This is a genomic window from Acidimicrobiia bacterium (assembly GCA_041393965.1).
Classification (GTDB): Bacteria; Actinomycetota; Acidimicrobiia; order Spongiisociales; family UBA5794; genus UBA5794.
On record JAWKJB010000003.1, the window covers coordinates 244647 to 265132 of the forward strand.

Consider the following 20486-nt stretch of genomic DNA (forward strand, 5'->3'; position numbering starts at 1 on the left):
CATAGTACGGTTCGTGCCATGGACGGCTCGATGTCACACCTCACCAGGCTCGTCGCCCAAGCCGACGCCATTCTCATCCTGAGCGGCGCAGGGATCTCCACGGCAAGTGGCATCCCCGATTTTCGCGGACCAAACGGGATCTGGAAGGCCGAACGCCCCGTCCCGTTCGACGAGTTCCTCACCAACGAGCAACGCCGGATCGCGTCCTGGGAACAGAAGGTACGAGCCGCCGAGGTCCTCCGGGACGCACGACCGAATGCTGTTCATGTGGCGTGTGTCGAGCTCGAGGCCTCTGGCAAGCTCGAGATGGTTGCCACACAGAACATCGACGGTCTGCACGCCGAGGCGGGCACCTCGCCCGGACGGCTCGTCGAGTTGCATGGCACCGGCCGGGAGGCCGGGTGCCTGTCGTGCGGTGAACGCACACCGATCGAGCCGCATCTCGAGCGGTTTGTGGCGACGGGAACAGCGCCGACCTGTGCGGCGTGTGGTGGTCTCCTCAAGTCGGCGACCATCAGTTTCGGGCAGGCCCTCGATCCGCTTGTGCTCGATCGGGCTCATCGGGCGGCGGAGCGCTGCGATCTGGTGGTGGCACTCGGGACCTCGCTCAGCGTGTATCCCGCCGCGGACCTTCCTCTGACGGCGGTTCGTCGAGGTATTCCGTACGCAATTGTCAATCGGGGCGGTACCGACCACGACACCTGGACCGGAGTAACGGTGCGCATCGATGGTGATGTCAACGAGGTGTTTCCACAAGTGGTCGCGGCCGCCATCGGCTGAAGTGACGCCGCGCGGGGTCACTATCGTTTGGACGAGTCGACGGTGAGGAGGAGACGATGCGGGTCGAGAAGGACTCGATGGGCGAGGTGTCCGTGCCGGACGGTGCGTACTACGGTGCCTCGACCCAACGGGCCGTTGACAACTTCCCGATCTCGAACCTCCGATTCGGACGCTCGTTCATCTGGGCCCTCGGCCTCCTCAAGGCCTCAGCCGCCGAAACGAACCTCACGCTCGGTCTGATCGACGAGCGGCAGGCAGACGCGATCATCGCGGCGGCCGAGGAAGTCATGAACGGGGACCTCGACGACCAGTTCGTCCTCGACATCTTTCAGACGGGATCCGGCACATCGACGAACATGAACGCGAACGAGGTGATCGCAAACCGAGCGACGGAGATCCTCGGCGGGGAGCTCGGATCAAAGTTGATCCACCCGAACGACCATGTCAACGCGAGCCAGTCCTCGAACGACACCATTCCCACCGCTATCCATGTGGCTGCCGTGGCCGGCATCGAGCAGCGGCTCCTTCCCGCACTCGATGCCCTCGCCGAATCGCTCGAGGCCAAGTCCGACGAGTTCGACGATGTGCTCAAGTCGGGCCGAACCCATCTGATGGATGCAACACCGGTCCGTCTCGGCCAGGAGTTTGGCGGCTACGCCGCCCAGGTGCGCAAGGGCATTGCCCGTCTTCGGGCGATCCTTCCGGACCTGCACGAGCTCGCGCTCGGCGGAACGGCGGTCGGGACGGGTATCAATGCCCCGCAAGGTTTTGCGTCGGGGACGATCGGGCGCATGGCGGAACGATCCGGATATCCCTTCGTCGAGGCAGCGGATCATTTCGAGGCGCAGGCGTCCAAAGATGCCGTCGTCAGCGCATCTGGGGCACTCAAGACGGTTGCCGTGTCCTTGTTCAAGATCTCGAACGACCTCCGATGGCTCTCATCGGGCCCACGAACGGGTATCGCCGAGATCACCCTTCCCTCGCTCCAGCCCGGATCCTCGATCATGCCGGGGAAGGTCAACCCGGTGATTTCGGAGATGATGATGCAGGTTGCGAGCCATGTGATCGGAAACGACACCGCCATCACATGGGGCGGTGCCAACGGCAACTTCGAGCTCAATGTGATGATGCCGATGATGGCTCACAACCTGCTTGAGTCCATCGACCTCCTCGCGTCGGCGGCGGCGGTCATGCGGGACAAGATGGTGGTCGGGATCGAGGCAAACTCGGAGCGAGCCAAGTGGCTCCTCGAGCAGAATGTGATCATCATTACGGCGCTCGTTCCACTGATCGGATACGACACCTCTGCCGAGGTGGCGAAGAAGGCGTTTGCCGAGGGCCGAAGCGTCCGTGAGGTCGCCCTCGAGATGGGAGTGCTTCCCGAAGAGGAGCTCAACGCTGCGCTTGATCTGCGCCCGATGACCGAGGGTGGTATCACGGGTTGAGGTTCAGTCCGCCGCCGGCATCGGGCATGGGACCCGCGCGGGATCCGATGATGGAGGGTTTCCTGTTCACCGATCAGTACCAGTTGACAATGGCCCAGCTGTACTGGAAGTACGGACTTGCCGACACCACCGCCCAGTTCGACTACTTCTTCAGGCGGTACCCGAACTACGGCGAGCACCAGGCCGGGTACGCCGTCACCGCGGGCATGGGATGGCTCCTCGACTGGATCGAGACAACCCGCATCACCGCCGAGGATCTCGAGGCCCTTCGCGCACAAACCGACAGGACAGGATCGCGCCGTTTCGACGACGGTTTCCTGGCGTGGCTCGCCGAGGACGGGAGCTTCGACCGGCTCCGGATCAGGTCGATCGCCGAGGGTCGAATCGTCCATGCCGCCGAGCCGATCGCCGTCGTGGAAGGCCCCCTCGCGGTCGCTCAGATCCTTGAGACCTCACTGCTGAACCATCTCAACTACCAGACCCTGATCGCAACCAAGGCCTCCCGAATCGCCGAACAGGCCCGAGGTGCCGTAGTGCTTGAGTTCGGGATGCGTCGGGGTCCTGATCAGGGGACGAACGCTGGCACGCGCGCGGCGCTGATCGGTGGGGCGCATGCCAGCTCCAATGTGGGCGCATCGGCGGTGTTCGGGACCGACCCAATGGGTACCCATGCTCATTCGATGGTGCAGCTGTTCATGGCGCTCGGTGAGGGCGAGATCGGGGCTTTTCGGGCGTATGCCGCAACCTATCCGGACGAATGTCTGCTGCTCGTCGACACCATTGACACCTTGCGCAGCGGACTCCCGAACGCCATCGAGGTGTTCGGGGAGCTTCGAGCTCGGGGCCACGAGCCGGTAGGGATCCGTCTCGATTCGGGAGATCTTGCGCACCTCGCGGTCCGTTCCGCTGCCATGCTCGACGATGCCGGATTCCCCGATGTCGCGATCGTGCTGTCCTCGGACCTCGACGAACTCGCGATGTGGCAGATCCGGGAACAGATCATCCAGGAGGCACCCGCATATGGCCTCGAGCCCGACGCCGTTGTCGCAAGGCTCACCTACGGAGTCGGGACCCGGCTCGTCACCTCCCACGGCGACTCGGCGCTCGGCGGTGTGTACAAGCTCGTCGGCATCGAACGCGACGGTGCACTTGCACCGGCAATCAAGGTCTCTGATTCGCCTGCGAAGATGCCGATTCCGGGCGACAAGCGCCTGTGGCGCGTCTATGACCAGCGCGGCCTCGCAACGGCCGATGTGGTTGCTCTCACCGGTGAATCTGTGGCACGGAACGAACCGATCACGGTGCACCATCCGCACCAGCCGGGCGTCAGCCGTCGCCTCGACGCCGGTCAGGTCCACGATGTGGAGGAACTCCATGTCGTCGTGTTCGACACGGGACAGCGCCGGGACCGGGATGGGAGCATCGATGCCCTCCGTGCCCGCCGCGACGCCGACCTTGACCGGCTCGATGTCGGTGTCAGACGCCTCGTCAATCCCCACCGATACCATGTTTCGGTGACCGATGGCGTGCGCGACCTTCGCGACCGGCTCCTTGCCGGGTACCACTAACGCACGGTGACGCCTGCGTCGACCATGGTGGCGATGGCGCGGGCACCGTCGCCGGGTTCGAGATCAACCGCGGCGATACCGTCAGCAACAACGATGGTCTCATAGCCGAGCCTGACGGCGTCGAGGCAGGTAGCAAGCACGCAGTAATCGGTGGCAAGCCCGACGACGACCACCGTGTCGATGCCGTGAGCGGTCAGCATGCCACCAAGCTCGGTCGGGATCTCATCACCCGAGGTGGGATCACGCATGGTGAACCCGGAGTATCCATCCTCCCCGTTCGTGCCCTTTCGAACGACCGGTCCGGTGGCCGTGCAGTCGGCGTGGAACTCCGCGCCCCAGGAATCTGCGACACAGTGCACCGGCCAGATCCCGCCATCCTTGGCGAAATGGGGGGTGGATTCGGGGTGCCAGTCCTGGGTTCTGACGACAAGGGATCCCGCTGCCGCTGCCGCGTCGGCCTGTTCGTTGATCGATGTCATCACCCGCGGTGCGCCGGAGACGAACAGCGACCCATCCGGATGGGCAAAGTCGTTCTGGACATCGACGACGATGAGCGCCGTGGTCTCTCCATAGGTGATCATGGATCGGCGGTCATGTCGTCACGCCGGCCTGTTCGAGTGCGTTGGCAAGCGTGGTCCAGGCGAGGTCGGCGCACTTGATCCGCACAGGGAACTTGCGGACTCCCTGGAGCGCTTCGAGGTCGCCGAGGACCGAACCGGGCCGTTCCTCGTCGACGGGATTCTCGCCCTCCTCGATCGACATCATGGTTCGGAACTTGTGGGCGAGATCGGTGATCTCGCCGGTCGTCTTCCCGACGATCGACTCCATCATCATGGAGCCCGACGCCTGCGAGATCGAACACCCCTGTCCCTGCATGGCGGCGTCGGTGACGACATCATCCTCGATGACGATGTCGAGGTAGAACTCGTCGCCACACGACGGATTGGTTCCCTCGGCGTGGATGTGGTCGGCCTCGATACGGCCCCTTCGCCTCGGGTTGCGGTAGTGATCGAGGATCACACCACGGTACAGCTCGTCGAGTTCTGCCATTCAGGTCCTGGTCCGCTGGGTTCGAGGATACCGGTGGGGGGTGAGCACTCAGGCGAGCCCGAAGATCCTGCGCGCCTTGTGGAGGGACTCGACGAGCACATCGACCTCCTCGAGCGTGTTGTAGAGGTAGAACGAGGCTCTTGCGGTGGCGGGTATGGCAAGGTACTTCATGAGCGGCCGCGCGCAGTGATGACCCGCCCGCACCGCAACACCGTCCTGGTCGAGGATGGTTGCGATGTCATGCGGATGGATGTCTCCGAGCTCGAAGCTCACGGCGCCGCCGCGCCTCGACACATCCTTCGGGCCGTAGATCGTCAAGTCGGGCACCTCGGACAGCCGCTCGAGTGCGTACTGGGTCAGGGCGCGTTCGTGCCCAACGATGGTCTCCATGCCGATGGCTTCGAGGTAATCCACGGCGGCACCGAAGCCGATCGCCTCGGCGATCGGTGGTGTCCCCGCTTCGAATTTGTGGGGGACCGGCGCCCAGGTCGCCGAGTGCCGCTCGACGGTGTTGATCATTTCCCCGCCACCTTCGGTCGGCTCCATCTCCTCAAGGAGTTCGGCGCGCCCCCAGAGGGCCCCGATCCCGGTCGGGCCGAGCATCTTGTGTGAGGAGAAGGCAAGGAAGTCGACTTGAAGCTCCGTGACATCCACCGCGGTGTGCGGCACGAGCTGGGCACCGTCGAGGACCGAGATGGCCCCAACCGAGCGCGCCGCGGCCGACAGGGTCTCGATCGGGCCGAGTGCACCCGTGACATTGGACATGCCGGAAAAGGCGATGACCCGGGTTCGCTCGTCGATCACGGTGTCGAGCTGGCTCGTGTCGACGCCGTAGTCGTCGTCGAGCTCGAGATAGGCGAGTTCGGCGCCCGTGTAGCGCGCGACGAGCTGCCACGGCACGATGTTGGCGTGGTGTTCCATGATCGTCACCACGATGCGGTCCCCGTCGCGAAGGTGGTTCAGACCCCACCCGTAGGCGATGTAGTTGAGTGCGGTCGTTGTTCCCCTTGTGAAGACCAGGTGCGCCGGGGACGCGCCGATGAAGGAGGCAACCTTCGACCGGGCTGTCTCATACTGCTCGGTCGCCTCTGCCGCGAGCGTGTGGGCGCCACGATGCACATTGGCATTCGAGGTCTCGTAGTAGGTGTCCATGGCGTCGAGCACCGACCGTGGCTTCTGCGTGGTGGCTGCCGAGTCGAGGTAGACGAGCGGCTTTCCGTTGACCTCGCGTCCGAGAATCGGGAAGTCCGACCGGAGCGCCCGCAGGTCGCTCACCCGACGCCGACCTCCGGCCGGAACGCCTCGTACCCTGCTTCTTCGATGGCGTCCGCGAGCTCGGCAGTGCCGGATTCGACGATCGTACCGTCCACGAAGACATGGACGAAGTCGGGCGTGATGTAGTCGAGCATCCGCTGGTAGTGGGTAATGATGAGGAAACCCCGTTGCTCGTTCTGGAGCCTCGTGACGCCTTCAGCCACGATCTTGAGCGCATCGATGTCGAGTCCGCTGTCGGTCTCGTCCAACACCGCGAATTCGGGTTCGAGGACCGCCATCTGGAGGATCTCGTTGCGTTTGCGTTCGCCGCCGGAGAAACCCTCATTGAGGTAGCGGTCGGCGAACGATGGATCCATGTCGAGGTCCCGCATGGCGTCCATCACCTTGAGGCGCAGCTCGAGGACCGTGAGATCGGTCCCCGTCTTGTTCGACAGTGCGGTGCGGAGGAAGTTCACGACGCTGACGCCGGGGATCTCCTCGGGGTACTGGAAGCCGAGGAACATTCCGACCTTCCCGCGCTTGTCAGGAGACCACTCGGTGATGTCCTCGCCCTTGAAGCGAACGGAACCAGAGACCTCGTAGGCGGGATGGCCGAGGAGGATGTTGGCAAGGGTCGACTTGCCGGATCCGTTGGGACCCATGATGGCATGCGTCTCGCCCGCGTTGATCGTCACATCGACCCCTTTGAGAATCGGGGTGCCGTCGACGGAGGCGTGCAGGTTGCTGACCTCAAGGAGGGGCGTTGGCATCGTCGTCATGGGGCGAGGATACCCCGTCAGATGGCCCAAGGAAGCGGTTTCCAATATGCTGGTAGGTGAAACACGGTTGGGTGGGCAGGAGGTCCGCCGTGAGCGTCGTCAGGTGCCGATGGCCTCGAAGACGAGGCGCATCCGATCGAGGTCGATGGCGTCGAGTGGCCGGTACTCCTGGATGTAGTACCGACCGATGCCCCACGACATCAGACGGTCGATGACGGCTCTTGCCATCTCGGGAGTCCCGTGTGGCACGCCGCGAGCATCGAGCAGGTCGCGGTAATCGGTGGCCGAGATGCCACGCCGTGCTCCCCGCGTCTCGAGCGCCTCGGCGTGTTCGCGTTCCGACTCGTGGATGAGGACCGGTCCCGCGAACGACACGAGGATCGCGTCCGGGTCACGGCTTGCGGCCACAGCTGCCGTGCGCATCGTCTCGACCCGCTCGTCGAGGTTGTGGCGTTCCGTGACGAACAGGTTGTATTCGTCGGCGTATCGCCCCGCGAGCTGCGGTGTGCGGCGTCGCCCGGCGCCGCCGATGACGATGGCGAACCCGTCCGAGACGCGTGGGTGCACCCTCGTGATGTCGAGCGAGTGATGGGTTCCCGGGACGGAACCGCCTCCGGATGTGATCGCGGCGATCACTGCCAGCGCCTCTTCGAGCCGATCGAACCGCTCTTCGATCGGGGGGAGGTCGACGCCGAATGCCTCATGTTCGGAACGCATCCAGCCTGCCCCGACGCCGAGGGTGAACCGACCGCCGGACATCTCGTCGATGGTCGCCGCCGATTTGGCGAGGACGGCGGGGTGGCGGAAGGTGATGGGTGAGACAAGCGACACGAGTCGGATCTTCGAGGTTTCGCGTGCGAGGCCCCCGAATGAGACAAGGGCATCGGTCGCATCGTTCGAGTCCTCCCCGTCGAGGTAGTGATCCGACCGGGCGAAGGCCGCAAAGCCCGTCGCTTCGGCCCACCGTGCGAGCTCGATGAGGCGCTCGTACGACCCACCGCATTGCGGCTCGACGAAGAGGCCGAGTTCCATCGCGTCCGTCCTCACCACCCGCGCTCGATCCACACGGGGAGCTGGTCGCGTTCGGTCCCGATCGTCGTGCCTGCACCGTGCCCGGGGAGCACGATGGTGGAGTCGTCAAGGATGAACAAATGGTCCCGGATCGAGGCGATGATCGTGTCGAACGAGCTGTACTCGAATCGGGTGGCCCCCGGCCCACCGGGAAACAGCGTGTCGCCGGTGAGCACGACGCCATCGAGCACGACGCAGATCGACCCCGGTGTGTGGCCCGGCGTATGGATGATCTGCGCCGTCACTTCACCGAAGGAAAGCGGTCCGGTGGCGAGGGGCGAGAACGGCTTGGCCGCGATGGTGAGATCGGCTGGGTGGAGGAGCACGGGTGCACCGAGGTGTCGACCGACCTCCTGGGCGGCTTGATGGTGATCCCAGTGGCCGTGTGTTGTCACGATGGCGACGACATCAGCATCGGCAGCGAGCTCCACCAGTGCGTCGATGTCGTCTGCCGCATCGACAAGGAGTGCTTGGTTGGTGCCCGTGCAGCGCACGAGGTATGCGTTGTTGTCGAGGGCGCCGACAGCGGCTTGATTGACAACGAACCCGGGACCGGTGATGGGGTCCGGTGTGGTGCTACTGAACAAGGTCCTGCATGATCGCGTTGAGCTGCTCGATCGGGAGTTCGCCCGAAGTGCGGAGGGCGACGGTGCCGTCTGCGTTCAGGAATACCCAGTACGGGAACCCTCCTGATCCGTAGGCGGTCAGCACGGAGTTCTTCTTGTCGTCGCGCAGCACGGGAACGGTCCAGCCCTCGCGCTCGAGCCAGTCCGACGGCGGATAGTTCTCGCGTGCCGAGTTCATCGAAGTCGCGACCGAGTACATGTCGACGCCATCGACTCCTCCACCGGCGTTCAGCCATGCCTGGACCTTCGGCACCTCGACCTGGCAGTGGGGGCACCAGTGGGCAAGGAACACAATGGCCTTGGCACGGCCATCCGCCGTGTCGATGACGACCGAGGATCCTTCGAAGTCCTCACCGATCGCACTCGGTGCGGGGAGCTCGTTGGCGGTGGTATCGACGGGACTGCTCGGTGGCATGAGGGGGAGGCCCGTGCCTTCGAGTTCCACGCTTCCGTACTCGGTGCCGACCTCGTTCGTTCCGAGCACGACGGCGAGGACAAGCAGCAGCACGATGCCGCCGCCGATGAGTCCGACGATGATGCCGGTCTTGCTCTTCGGTGTCGCTGTCGTCGTCATGGACTTCCTCGGTTCAGGGTGCAGACATCGTGGAGGTGTCGGTGCTCGGTCGGATTGCGTTCACTCGATCGGCCCACAGGAGGGTGAGGATAAGGGCGAAAGCGCTCAACGACATGTAGGGAATCGTGACGAAGCCGAACTTGTCGATCAGAGCAGCACTGCACGACGGCCCAGTCACCGCGCACGACCCGGCATCGAGGTCGGGAAAGGCCTGGATGGTTCGGTGGTAAGCGGCGATGCCCAGCCCGATCGATGCGATGGTTGCTGCATACAGCCGCACCATGGAGTCCTTGCGGTACGCCGCCATCAGCAGGATGAGGGCGAGGGGATACATGGCGATACGCTGGAACCAGCAGTAACGGCACGGCACGAGATGTGCCACTTCGGACAGGTACAGACTCCCGAGGGTTGCTGCGAGCGCGACGAACCCAGCCAGCCAGAGGGTCAGGCCCTCAAGTGCTTCGAATGGACTCCGATCACCGGAGCGACGAAGAACGCCGGTGACGATCAGCCCGACCGTGAGGAGGTTGGCGGTGAGCGCGGCAAGGGCAAAGAAGGTTGCCATCGTGTTGAAGTCCACGAACCTCTCCGTTCTCCGGTGGTGCGACGCTACCAGCGGCTCGGCGGTACCACGCCAAAGGTACGATGCTGACATGAACGGGCCCCTGTTCTTCGCCGTCCTGATGGTCGTCGTTCTTGCGTTCGGCGTCGCGATGTTCTGGCAGGAGTCCAAACGGGTTCGTGAGGACGCGGCGATCTACGGTGTGGAGGATTCGATCGAATTCGTGTGGGCGTCGCTCGGGGATGATCGGCGTGGACTCGACAAGTCCGATATCCGTCGGATCCTCGAGTGGGAACTGCATTACCTCCAACAGCCCCACTTGTGGGAGGCCGAGAGGAACGCGGTCGTCGGCAGTCAGGCATCGGCGGAGTATGTCCAGATCCATGCACTCGAAGCCGGATATGCCTACGAACCCGACCAGATCTTCGCCGTCCTCGACGGTCAGGCCTCGTATCTCGCTGCGATCGGGGCGATCGATTCGACAGACGAGACATCATGATGCATTTACAGGAAGACCGGGCATGGCAGGGTTGACCAGATTCGAGGCACACCGATTCGTCGGCACCCGCGACGACATGCGTGTCTACGACTGTGAGGACGCCGAACAGCTCGCGGCGCTGGTTGAGCGCGTCGAAACAGACGACCTCATGCGCCGCAAGATGCTCCAATCCTTCGGACCGGACACGCTCGTCGAAGCCCGTAATCGGGGGTTCCGGGCGCTCCGCCGAGCAACCGGCGATTAGGTGCGTCTGCCTGCGCCGGGGGAGACATCGATGGCCCCGATGACCTCGGTGGCGAGGCGTTCGTGTTTGAAGACGAAGAAGTGGTCCGATCCCGTGTACACCGACAGGTCCGCACCGATCTCTTCGGCGTACGCCTCGAGGGCGTCCACATCGACGAATTGGTCCCGCTCGCCGACGATGAACCGGCGTCGTGCCGGAGCAAGATCTCCGGGATCGGGGAGGTCGGGTGACAAGGCGCTTCGCACCGGCGGTGCGATCCCGACATAGGGCACCGTTGCGTGGGACATGGCCTGCCAGCGAAGCGCCATCACCGCGCCAAACGACCATCCGGCGATGCCTGCCAACGACGGCAGCTCACGATCGACGAGGTCGGTGATCGATGCGACATCGGAGGTCTCGCCGATGCCGTCGTCGTAGGCCCCCGTCGACTCGCCAACCCCGCGGAAGTTGAATCGCACGGTCACGAACCCGGCAGCAAGGGCACGCAACGCAATGGCCCCGAGGATCGGATGACGCATGGTCCCGCCCTGCGTCGGATGCGGATGACAGACGACGATGGTTCCCCGTTCGGAGCCGTCGGTCGGGTATTCGACGAGCACTTCGAGGACAACGCCGCCCGTGGAGGGCACGAGACGGGCCTGTGCTCTCGCGTTCACAATGTGACGAAGTAGATGCCGGTTGCAGCGAGGATCAGCAAGCCAACGGCGAGTGAGGCAAGAATCAGATAGCGCGTCTGCACGCGCGCCATCGTATCTACTCCCGCGGACTGGCGCCTACTCCGCCACTATCGTTTGCCCGCAGGGTCGCGAACAGCTGGAGCACGATTTCATGTATGACATTGTCGTCGTCGGCGGGGGTCCGGGCGGGTACGCTGCTGCCCTGTATGCCCACAACTTCGGGCTCTCGGTTGCCCTCATCGAGCGAGACCGGCTTGGCGGCACCTGCCTCCTTCGCGGTTGCATTCCTGCCAAGGCGCTGATCCAATCCGGTGAGGTCTACGCGACGGTGAAGGGATCCGCGGAGTTCGGTGTGGTCACCGACGACCCGACCTTCGACTGGTCGGTCGCGATGGCGCGAAAGACCAAGGTCGTGGAAGGGCTCGTCAGCGGCCTCGGTGGCCTCCTCAAGAGCCGAGGCGTGGAGATCATCGACGGCGTCGGCTCGCTTGGGGGAGAGCACACCGTCGTGGTCACGCACGGGGATGGCTCAACAACCGAGGTCGAGGCACGGGCAATCATCCTCGCCACCGGTTCGTCACCTGCGACCATCCCCGGCTACGCATTCGACGGCACGATGATCGTGTCGTCGGACCATGCGCTGTCGTGGGATTCCCAGCCTGACCGTGTCGCGGTTATCGGCGCCGGTGTGATCGGTTGTGAGTTCGCGTCCTTCCTCGCCGAGGTCGGAACCGAGGTCCACCTGTTCGAACTCGAGGATCAACTCGTTCCCGGGATGGAGCCAGAAGCAGCGAAGGTGCTCGAGAGGGCCTTCCGACGCCGGGGAGTTGTGATGCACCTCGGTGTTGGGGTCGGACGACCGACCGTTGATTCCAACGTTGTTGTCGTGCCGTTCGGCGATGACTCAGTCGAAGTCGATGTCGTGCTTGTCGCCGTCGGCCGCCAGCCGCAGACGGCTGGGATCAACCTTGAGGCGGTCGGTCTCACCACCGACCGTGGCTATGTCGAGGTCGACCCCGCGACGATGCGAACCACCGCCGACCAGGTCTACGCCGTGGGGGACATCGTTGCTGGCACGCCTCAGCTCGCCCATGTCGCGTTCGCAGAGGCGATCGCAGCCGTGACCCACATCGCGACCGGCGAGGTCGCGCCGGTGAACTACCACGCCGTTCCGATGGTGGTGTACACGCATCCGGAGATCGCGTGGGTCGGACACACCGAGGCAGCCGCCCGTACGGACGGTTACCGCGTCTCGACCTCCGACCATGGGATGCGAGGCGTTGGTCGAGCGATCATCCAAGGCGAGACCGGCGGCATGGTCAAGATCGTCTCAGAGGTCGATGGGCAGCTGCTCGGCGCAACGGTCGCCGGTCCGGGAGCCGGTGAGATGATCCACGAACTCATGTATACCGTCGGTTTCGAGGCCCTCCCAGACGAGGCTGCCGCGTTCATCCACGCCCATCCGACGATCTCGGAGGCCATCGGTGAGGCGCTGATGGCATCCGCGGGTCGCAACCTGCACTGATAGACAACGAGATCCCCGGTGGCCCGGGGGACGGGAGAGACACATGGCCGTCACGATCACAATGCCACAACTCGGCGAGACGGTGACCGAGGGTACGATTCTGACCTGGGTGAAGGAGATCGGCGAACGGGTCGAGGAGGACGAGATTCTCCTCGAGATCTCGACCGACAAGGTCGACACCGAGATTCCGTCGCCGGCATCGGGGGTGCTGTCCGAGATCCTCGTTGGTGCGGGCGAAACCGTCGCCGTCGGGGCCGCGCTCGCCGTCCTCACCGACGACGACGAATCGGCCGGAGATGCAGCCACCGCAGAAGCCACCTCGGAGCAGACGCCGCAGACCCCACCCACCGCGGAGGCAGCCGCCGGTGGAACGGGTGCAGGCTCGACCGGCGACACGACACGACGAAGCGTGCTCTCCCCGGTGGTGCGCAAGCTCGCGGCCGAGCACGGGGTCGATGTCGCGATGGTCCGCGGGTCCGGTGAGGGTGGGCGCATCACCCGCAAGGACATCGAGGCGTTCATCGAGGACCGTACCCCACCGGACCGTCCGCCTGTGGAGCCCGCGCCAGCACCACCGCCGAAGACCGAAGAACCCGAGAGGGTTGGCGTGGTCGAACCATCGACTCCGGCTTCCCAACCCGAGCCGGTGCCATCCGCAGGAGCGGCAGAAGTAAGGGAGATCTCGCGGCTCCGCGGGAGGATCGCGTCCAACATGGTGCATGCCAAGCAGACGGCCGCGCATGTGTGGACATCGGTGGAGGTTGACTACGAACGGGTTGCACGGGTCCGAGAGGCGCACAAGGACTCGTTCAAGGAAGCAGAAGGATTCTCGCTCACCTACCTGCCCTTCATCGTCCGCGCAACCGTCGACGCGCTCGGAGCCTTTCCGGTCGTGAACTCCCTCTTCGATCTCGAAGCGCAGACCCACACCTTTCCCCGGTCGGTGCATCTCGGGATCGCTGTGGATCTCGACCAACACGGACTCGTCGTCGCGACCGTGCGCGATGCGGATGCGATGACGCTCAAGGGCGCCGCGCGGGCGATTCGCGCCGTTGCCACCAAGGCACGATCGAACCAGCTTGCGCCAGACGACCTCGCAGGATCGACCTTCTCGATCACGAATCCGGGACCGTTCGGGTCGTTCATGTCGGTGCCGATCATCAATGTCCCGAATTCGGCGATTCTCAGCACCGAGACGGTGGTGAAGCGTCCCGTCGTTGTGGAGCTTCCCGATGGCTCCGACTCGATCGCGGTTCACCACATCGGATACCTCGGACTCAGCTGGGATCACCGGGTCTTCGACGGATCGACCGCGGTCCTCTTCCTCGATCGGATCCGGACCAACCTCGAGACTTGGGATTGGGAGCAGGAACTGTCGTGATCCCACCCGCGGACCATGCGAAGCTTCGCACGCGCTGGCTCGGCCGAGTCGAATATGCCGAGGCGTGGGATCTCCAGAAGGCGATCTGGGAGGGCAAGTCGTCCCACCGAACCGACGACGACTACCTGCTGCTGCTCGAGCACCCACACACCTACACGGTCGGACGGAACGGTGACGGTTCGAACCTGACCATCGAGGTCGGAGACCTCGATGGGATTGGTGCGTCCCTCGTTGCTGTGGACCGCGGTGGGGATATCACCTACCACGGTCCCGGCCAGCTGGTCGGATACCCGATCGTCGACCTTCCGCGACTCGGATCCGGCTACGACGCTGTCGGGCATGTCCGTCGGATCGAGTCGATGATCGTCTCGGTTCTCGCGGAGCTCGGCATCGAGGCATGGTGCGAGGAGGGCTTCACCGGGGTATGGACGGCGCGGGGGAAGGTGGCCGCGATCGGGGTCAAGACCTCCCGAGGGGTCACGACCCACGGGTTTGCCATCAATGTCGATCCCGACATGTCCTACTTTGCCCACATCGTCCCATGTGGAATCCCGGACCGACCCGTGACCTCGATTGCTGCGCTCGTCGGCCGCGGGGTTTCGATCGAAGAGGTCGTTCACGCCCTGGTTCCCCATGCCCCGATGCTCTCGGCGAAGTCGCCTCAGGAGGTTCAGCTCGGTGCGTTCGTGCGGGGTTCGGCGGATCGGTCCTTCGAGGTGGACCGCATGGTCGATGCGGGAGCCTTCACACCGGCGGTGCGGGCCGAGACGCCGGTGACGATCGGGGGCCGGCTTGTGGGGGAGCCCGACAAGCCGGACCGGATGAGGGTGAGGCTCGACCTCACCAACGAACGATATCTCGCGCTGAAGCGTCTCCATTCATCCCTCGACCTCAACACCGTGTGCGAGGAGGCCGGATGCCCGAACATCTACGAGTGCTGGTCGGCGGGAACCTCGACCCTGATGCTCCTCGGGAGCGTCTGCACGCGTGCGTGCTCGTTTTGTGATGTCACGACCGGGCGCCCGGGCGCGGTCGATCCCGAGGAGCCGGTTCGTGCGGCGCAAGCCGTCGAGCAGATGGGCCTCGAGCACGCCGTTCTCACATCGGTCAACCGCGATGACCTCCCGGACGGTGGTGCCGCGGTGTTCGCCCGGACGATCCACGAGATCCGGCAGCGGTTGCCTGCGTGCGATGTCGAGGTGCTGATCCCGGACTTCAAAGGGGACCGGGTTGCGCTCGCGACGGTCATGGACGCCCACCCGACGGTGCTCAACCACAACACCGAGACCGTCCTTCGGCTCCAGCGCGAGATCCGCACCGCCGCGAGCTATGCCAGATCCCTTGCATTGCTCGCGAGGGCGAAGTGGCTTGCACCCGACGGAATCGTCAAGTCGGGTCTGATCGTCGGCATGGGCGAAACGGATTCCGAGGTGGTCGGAGCCCTCGCCGACCTCAACGCCGTGGGGGTGGACATTATCACGGTCGGCCAGTATCTGCGACCAACGGCACGGCATCGGCGGGTCCAGCGCTATGTGGCCCCTGACACCTTCGACACTTACCGGCGGGCAGGCGAAGCCTTCGGGATCCGCCATGTCGAGTCCGGGCCCCTTGTACGGTCCAGCTATCACGCGAAGGCCGCCATGGCGGCGTCCGTATGACGAGCTTCGCGGAGCGGATCGACCGTGCGAGGTCGGCCATGGAAGCTGCCGAGATCGACGCGATGTGCCTCTCGTCGGGATCCGACCTCCCGTACCTCACCGGCTACCGAGCACCCGAGTCGGAGCGGGTCACGATGCTGGTCCTCGATCCGGACGGTGGCGCAACCCTTGTGATCCCGACCCTCGAAGCGCCGCGCGTCGCGAGCACGGGCGGCGTGTTCGACCTCTACGATTGGGGCGAGACAGACGATCCGATCGCGATCATCGATGGCTTGCTCGGGAATGCGAGGCATGTCGCCGTCGGTGGCCAGACCTGGTCACGATTCACGCTTGCGCTCCAGTCGCGATCAGGCCGCCGTTCGTGGGTCGATGCGGAGCCGATCATGTCGGGTCTCAGAATCGTCAAGTCCGCGGACGAGATTGCGCGGTTGCGTGCCGCCGCATCGTCGGTTGATCGGGTGGTGTCCGAACTCGAAACCGTCCGGTTCTCGGGAAGGACCGAGGTCGATGTCGCGCACGAAATCACCGAGCGAACGATGAAAGCAGGTCACGACTCGGTCGAGTTTTGCATTGTTGCAAGCGGTCCCAACGCTGCTTCGCCTCACCACACGCCGTCGAAGCGGATCATCACGCATCGAGACGCGGTCGTCGTCGACTTCGGGGGTTCCCTCGACGGCTACTACTCGGATACGACTCGCACCTTCGTTGTCGGGGAACCCCCCGACGGGTTCCGCGAGGCATACACCGTGCTCCGAGCAGCGCAGGAGTCGGCGACAGCGTTCGTCGAGCCCGGCAGAACGGCGGCCGAGGTGGATGCCCATGCACGAGATCTGATCGAGTCTGCGGGCTACGGGGACCGGTTCATTCATCGCCTCGGCCACGGCATCGGGCTCGATGTCCACGAACGGCCCTATCTGGTGGAAGGCGACGACACCGTGCTGACAACCGGCATGGTGTTTTCGATCGAGCCTGGCATCTATGTGCCAGAGGAGTGGGGGATGCGGATCGAGGACATCGTTGCGGTGACGGACGGCGGCTCCGAATCACTGAACACGAGCGATCGCGCCTACCGCGTGGTGTCGTGACCACAACCTCGTTCCGCTTCGGATCTAGCCTGCGGCCCCACGGGACCGGTAGGGAGGCCACATGACAAGGGACATCGACCAGCTTGCCGCGGACACGATCAGGGTGCTGTCGATGGATGCGGTCCAGCGGGCGAACTCTGGACATCCCGGCATGCCGATGGGCATGGCGGACATCGCGGTCGTCCTGTGGACGAGGTATCTCACCGTTGATCCCGGCGACCCGACCTGGGTCGACCGCGACCGCTTCGTCGTGTCGAACGGCCACGGGTCGATGCTCCTGTACGCCCTGTTGCACCTTTCGGGGTTCCCCCTGACGATGGACGACATCCGCGCCTTCCGCCAATGGGGCTCGGAAACGGCCGGTCATCCCGAGGCCAACCACGCGATCGGCATCGAGACGACCACCGGCCCACTCGGGCAGGGAATCGGTACGGCCGTGGGCATGGCGATCGCCGAGGAGCACCTGAGGGCGATCCACGGCTCGGATCTGGTTGACCACCGCACTTGGGTCTTCGCCGGAGATGGCGACCTCATGGAGGGTGTCTCCTCGGAGGCTGCCTCCCTCGCCGGCCACCTCGGCTTGGGGAAGCTGACCATCCTGTACGACGACAACTCGATCACCATCGACGGGGCGACCGACCTGTCGTTCTCGGAGGATGTCCCGGCTCGATTCGGTGCATACGGCTGGCACACCCTCGCCGTCGACGGGCACGACCGGGCTGCCGTCGCGGATGCCATCGACGCCGCGATTGCCGAACCCGGGCGGCCAACCATGATCGCATGCAAGACCCACATTGGCTTCGGAGCGCCGACCAAGGCCGACACGGCGGCGGCTCACGGTTCCCCGCTCGGACCGGATGAGATCACTGCCACCAAGGAGGCGATGGGTTGGACCCTTCCGGAGTTCGATGTGCCCCAGGAGGTCCATGAGCATTTTGCACGCGCCATGGCGCGCGGCGCAGCGCAGCACCGCTCATGGAGATCGCGACGCGACGCGCTCGACGGCGAGGCACGCTCGGCGTGGGACGCATCGTGGCAGCCGGGGCCCGTCAGCCTCCACGCGCCGGATTCTGAGCCCGGCACCTCGGTTGCGACGCGCAAGCTCTCCCACGCGGTGATCCAGGATCTCGGGAAGAAGCGTCCGGACCTGATGAGCATCTCCGGGGATCTTGCTCCTTCCACGAACAGCCTGTTCGACGATTCGTCGGACTTCTCGGTGACGAACCGTATCGGCCGCAACATCCGTGCAGGCATTCGCGAACATGCAATGGGTGCTGCCATCAACGGGCTGACGCAACACGGCGGCGTCAGGCCCTTCGGTGGGACCTTTCTGACCTTCAGCGACTACATGCGGCCCGCGGTTCGCCTTGCTGCGTTGATGGGCCTCCCTTCGGTGTTCGTGTGGACGCACGACTCGATTTTTCTCGGTGAGGACGGCCCGACCCACCAGCCGATCGAGCACCTTGCGGCGCTCCGTGCGATGCCGGGGCTGTTCGTGTGGCGGCCGGCGGACCCGACCGAGACCGCGGTAGCGTGGCAGGAGGCGATCAATCGGACGGATGGGCCGACCGCGATCGTCCTCACGAGGCAGGGAATCGAGGTTCCCGCAGATCCGTCGGATCCGGCCGCGGCGGCGCGCGGTGGCCACATTCGTCGTGTCGGCGACGACCTCGTGCTGGTCGCCACGGGATCCGAGGTGCCTCTTGCCGTCGCGACGGCCGACCTGCTCGCCGCAGACGACCTGTCGGTTCGTGTGGTGTCGATGCCGTGTGTCGAACGATTCCTTCGCCAGCCCGACACCTACCGCGCCGAGGTGCTTGGTGAGGGCCTTCCGGTCTTCACGCTTGAGGCGGCAGCCACATTGGGCTGGGACCGATTCGTTGCCAACGGCGGAACTTCGATCGGTATCGACTCGTATGGGGCGTCGGCGCCCGCAGCCGTCCTCGCCGACAAGTTCGGCTTCACGCCGGAGAGGGTTGCCGCCACGATTCGGGCGGCGCAAACGGAGATTCAAGCAAAGGAGCCACGATGATCGACATTGCCCACGCGAGCGAGCTGGACACCACGGTTGATGTGGCGGTGGTCCCGGTTCTGGCCGGTGTGGTGCCCATCGACGGTGATCCGTTCGTCCCGGATCTCGGAGCCCTCGGTTCCATGCTCGAGGCGCGGGACTTCACCGGGAAGGCAGGTCAGTGCGTCTTCGTTCCGAGCGGTACGGCGGCGCCAGAGACCCTGCTCGTCGGATTGGGCGACGATGTGGACCTCGAAACACTCCGCAGGGCAGCGGGATCGGCGGCGAAGGCCATCGGCGGCTATACGACCTGTGTTACGACCATGCATCGGGTAGGCCTTGATGGGGCGGCGGGGGCCGTCGCGATGGGCTTCTGGCTGGGTGCGTACTCGTTCGACGAGTACAAGTCGGAGCCGAAGGCCCGTGCCCTCGCGCGGATCACGCTTGTCGGCGGCGACGATGTCACCGACGAACTGATGCACGCCAAGGTGGTCTCCGAAGGTGTCGTGCTCGCACGAGATCTGGTGAATCGTCCCGCAATCGACAAGGCTCCTGCGGTACTCGCCGACATCGCAACCGGGCTGGCAGACAACATCACGGTGACGGTCCACGACGAGGAGGCGATCGCCGAAGCCGGTTTCGGCGGTCTGATAGGGGTCAATCGGGGAGCGGATCGACCTGCCCGGATGGTGGTGATGGAGTATCGCCCGCAGCATGCGGCAAAGACGGTCGCCTTCGTCGGGAAGGGAATCGTCTTCGACTCGGGCGGGCTTTCGATCAAGACCGCAGCGGGCATGGAGACCATGAAGACCGACATGGCGGGTGCAGCAGCCGTCTTCGGGGCGATTCGTGCGATCGCCCGCATGGGGCTGCCGGTCAATGTCGTGGGGATCACACCCCTCACGGAGAACCTCACGGGGGGGTCCGCCCAGCGTCCCGGCGATGTGCTGACTGCCTACAACGGTAAGACGATCGAAGTGCTCAACACTGACGCCGAAGGGCGGCTCGTCCTCGCCGATGGCCTCTCGCTTGCAGCCGAGATGGGGCCCGATCTCATCGTCGACATCGCGACCCTGACAGGTGCGTGCAAGGTGGCGCTCGGCCCGACGATCGGGGGCTTCCTCACCGACGACGAGGAGGCCGCGAACACCGTGGCCGCCGCGGCACAGGCAGCGGGGGAGAAGCTGTGGCGGCTCCCCCTCGAGTCCGAGTACGCCGCGTTGATCGAAAGCGATGTCGCCGACATGAAGAACACGGGAGGACGATGGGGCGGGACGATCACCGCCGCGCTGTTGCTGCGCGAGTTCACGGGCGAGGTTCCGTGGGTGCACCTCGATGTCGCAGGACCGGCGAGGGCCGACAAAGCCGAGCACTATGTCTCCAAGGGAGGCTCCGGCTTCGGCGTCCGCACCCTCGTCGCGATTGCGGAAGGGCTCGCTCGCTGAGTCCAGTGGTCGAGCGACCAGATTTCGGCTTCGATTCCCGATCCTGTTCTTCCAACGAGCGGAGAGTGTCCGTTCATCGTGGTCACCTTTCCACTTCCGTGGATCCGACTCACCCAGCGGGTGGACCACGATCCGGAGCTGATGGCAACTGCAACTTCGGCACGCGCGGCTCGCAGATCACGATGATCGTTGGGTGAAGTCGAATCGGGCACCGGTGTTAATCGCGAATTTGAAGAATTCCTCCGTACTGCG

General features: G+C 64.7%; 20 protein-coding genes. 11 read left to right on the top strand and 9 right to left on the bottom strand.

Features of this window, described 5'->3' with window-relative positions; translation table 11 throughout:
• Window positions 1-18: 18 nt before the first annotated feature.
• Genes R2823_09865 through R2823_09875 form a run of 3 tightly spaced genes read left to right on the top strand, consistent with a single transcriptional unit; the run spans window position 19 to window position 3793 of the window.
• A complete protein-coding gene (locus R2823_09865; GenBank protein ID MEZ5176494.1) occupies window positions 19-780 on the top strand; it encodes a Sir2 family NAD-dependent protein deacetylase in 762 nt (253 codons plus the stop codon).
• Between the two features lie 56 nt (window positions 781-836).
• On the top strand, window positions 837-2225 hold the full coding sequence (locus R2823_09870; protein ID MEZ5176495.1) for a class II fumarate hydratase: 1389 nt from the start codon (window positions 837-839) through the stop codon (window positions 2223-2225).
• A 26-nt stretch (window positions 2226-2251) separates the two neighbouring features.
• On the top strand, window positions 2252-3793 hold the full coding sequence (locus R2823_09875; GenBank protein ID MEZ5176496.1) for a nicotinate phosphoribosyltransferase: 1542 nt from the start codon (window positions 2252-2254) through the stop codon (window positions 3791-3793).
• Here R2823_09875 and R2823_09880 read toward each other — a convergent pair.
• The 8 genes from R2823_09880 to R2823_09915 form a co-directional block, all read right to left on the bottom strand.
• The gene (locus R2823_09880; GenBank protein MEZ5176497.1) at window positions 3790-4374 is read right to left on the bottom strand and encodes an isochorismatase family protein; all 585 of its coding nucleotides are present in this window, start codon (window positions 4372-4374) and stop codon (window positions 3790-3792) included. The two genes, R2823_09875 and R2823_09880, sit on opposite strands and share 4 nt — an antisense overlap.
• A gap of 10 nt (window positions 4375-4384) precedes the next feature.
• Window positions 4385-4843, bottom strand: coding sequence for an SUF system NifU family Fe-S cluster assembly protein (locus R2823_09885; GenBank protein ID MEZ5176498.1), 459 nt, complete (start codon window positions 4841-4843; stop codon window positions 4385-4387).
• Between the two features lie 48 nt (window positions 4844-4891).
• On the bottom strand, window positions 4892-6118 hold the full coding sequence (locus R2823_09890) for a cysteine desulfurase (protein ID MEZ5176499.1): 1227 nt from the start codon (window positions 6116-6118) through the stop codon (window positions 4892-4894).
• Window positions 6115-6867 (bottom strand): Fe-S cluster assembly ATPase SufC, encoded by a 753-nt coding sequence (gene sufC / locus R2823_09895; GenBank protein ID MEZ5176500.1) that lies wholly within the window; start codon window positions 6865-6867, stop codon window positions 6115-6117. The genes R2823_09890 and sufC overlap by 4 nt, the downstream gene beginning before the upstream one ends.
• A 108-nt stretch (window positions 6868-6975) precedes the next feature.
• Complete coding sequence (locus R2823_09900) at window positions 6976-7908, bottom strand: LLM class flavin-dependent oxidoreductase (protein MEZ5176501.1); 933 nt, start codon at window positions 7906-7908, stop codon at window positions 6976-6978.
• 11 nt (window positions 7909-7919) lie between these two features.
• Window positions 7920-8534 (bottom strand): MBL fold metallo-hydrolase, encoded by a 615-nt coding sequence (locus tag R2823_09905; protein MEZ5176502.1) that lies wholly within the window; start codon window positions 8532-8534, stop codon window positions 7920-7922.
• On the bottom strand, window positions 8524-9147 hold the full coding sequence (locus R2823_09910; GenBank protein MEZ5176503.1) for a TlpA disulfide reductase family protein: 624 nt from the start codon (window positions 9145-9147) through the stop codon (window positions 8524-8526). The genes R2823_09905 and R2823_09910 overlap by 11 nt, the downstream gene beginning before the upstream one ends.
• Window positions 9148-9160: 13 nt before the next feature.
• Complete coding sequence (locus R2823_09915; GenBank protein MEZ5176504.1) at window positions 9161-9727, bottom strand: disulfide bond formation protein B; 567 nt, start codon at window positions 9725-9727, stop codon at window positions 9161-9163.
• 73 nt (window positions 9728-9800) lie between these two features.
• Between R2823_09915 and R2823_09920 the strand changes: the two genes are divergently transcribed.
• Window positions 9801-10208, top strand: coding sequence for a hypothetical protein (locus tag R2823_09920; GenBank protein ID MEZ5176505.1), 408 nt, complete (start codon window positions 9801-9803; stop codon window positions 10206-10208).
• A 22-nt stretch (window positions 10209-10230) separates the two neighbouring features.
• Window positions 10231-10452: a hypothetical protein gene (locus tag R2823_09925; protein ID MEZ5176506.1), complete on the top strand. Its 222-nt coding sequence runs from the start codon at window positions 10231-10233 to the stop codon at window positions 10450-10452.
• Here R2823_09925 and R2823_09930 read toward each other — a convergent pair.
• Window positions 10449-11108, bottom strand: coding sequence for a hypothetical protein (locus tag R2823_09930; protein ID MEZ5176507.1), 660 nt, complete (start codon window positions 11106-11108; stop codon window positions 10449-10451). The two genes, R2823_09925 and R2823_09930, sit on opposite strands and share 4 nt — an antisense overlap.
• Window positions 11109-11280: 172 nt before the next feature.
• Between R2823_09930 and lpdA the strand changes: the two genes are divergently transcribed.
• The 6 genes from lpdA to R2823_09960 all read left to right on the top strand — a co-directional run bounded on the left by lpdA (window position 11281) and on the right by R2823_09960 (window position 20234).
• Window positions 11281-12654, top strand: coding sequence for a dihydrolipoyl dehydrogenase (gene lpdA, locus R2823_09935; protein ID MEZ5176508.1), 1374 nt, complete (start codon window positions 11281-11283; stop codon window positions 12652-12654).
• Window positions 12655-12697: 43 nt separating this feature from the next.
• The gene (locus R2823_09940; protein ID MEZ5176509.1) at window positions 12698-14035 is read left to right on the top strand and encodes a dihydrolipoamide acetyltransferase family protein; all 1338 of its coding nucleotides are present in this window, start codon (window positions 12698-12700) and stop codon (window positions 14033-14035) included.
• A complete protein-coding gene (gene lipA / locus R2823_09945) occupies window positions 14032-15693 on the top strand; it encodes a lipoyl synthase (protein MEZ5176510.1) in 1662 nt (553 codons plus the stop codon). Before R2823_09940 ends, lipA begins: the two co-directional genes overlap by 4 nt.
• Complete coding sequence (locus R2823_09950) at window positions 15690-16778, top strand: Xaa-Pro peptidase family protein (GenBank protein MEZ5176511.1); 1089 nt, start codon at window positions 15690-15692, stop codon at window positions 16776-16778. The genes lipA and R2823_09950 overlap by 4 nt, the downstream gene beginning before the upstream one ends.
• A gap of 61 nt (window positions 16779-16839) precedes the next feature.
• Window positions 16840-18810 (top strand): transketolase, encoded by a 1971-nt coding sequence (tkt, locus tag R2823_09955; protein MEZ5176512.1) that lies wholly within the window; start codon window positions 16840-16842, stop codon window positions 18808-18810.
• Window positions 18807-20234: a leucyl aminopeptidase gene (locus R2823_09960; protein ID MEZ5176513.1), complete on the top strand. Its 1428-nt coding sequence runs from the start codon at window positions 18807-18809 to the stop codon at window positions 20232-20234. The genes tkt and R2823_09960 overlap by 4 nt, the downstream gene beginning before the upstream one ends.
• Window positions 20235-20486: the final 252 nt, after the last annotated feature.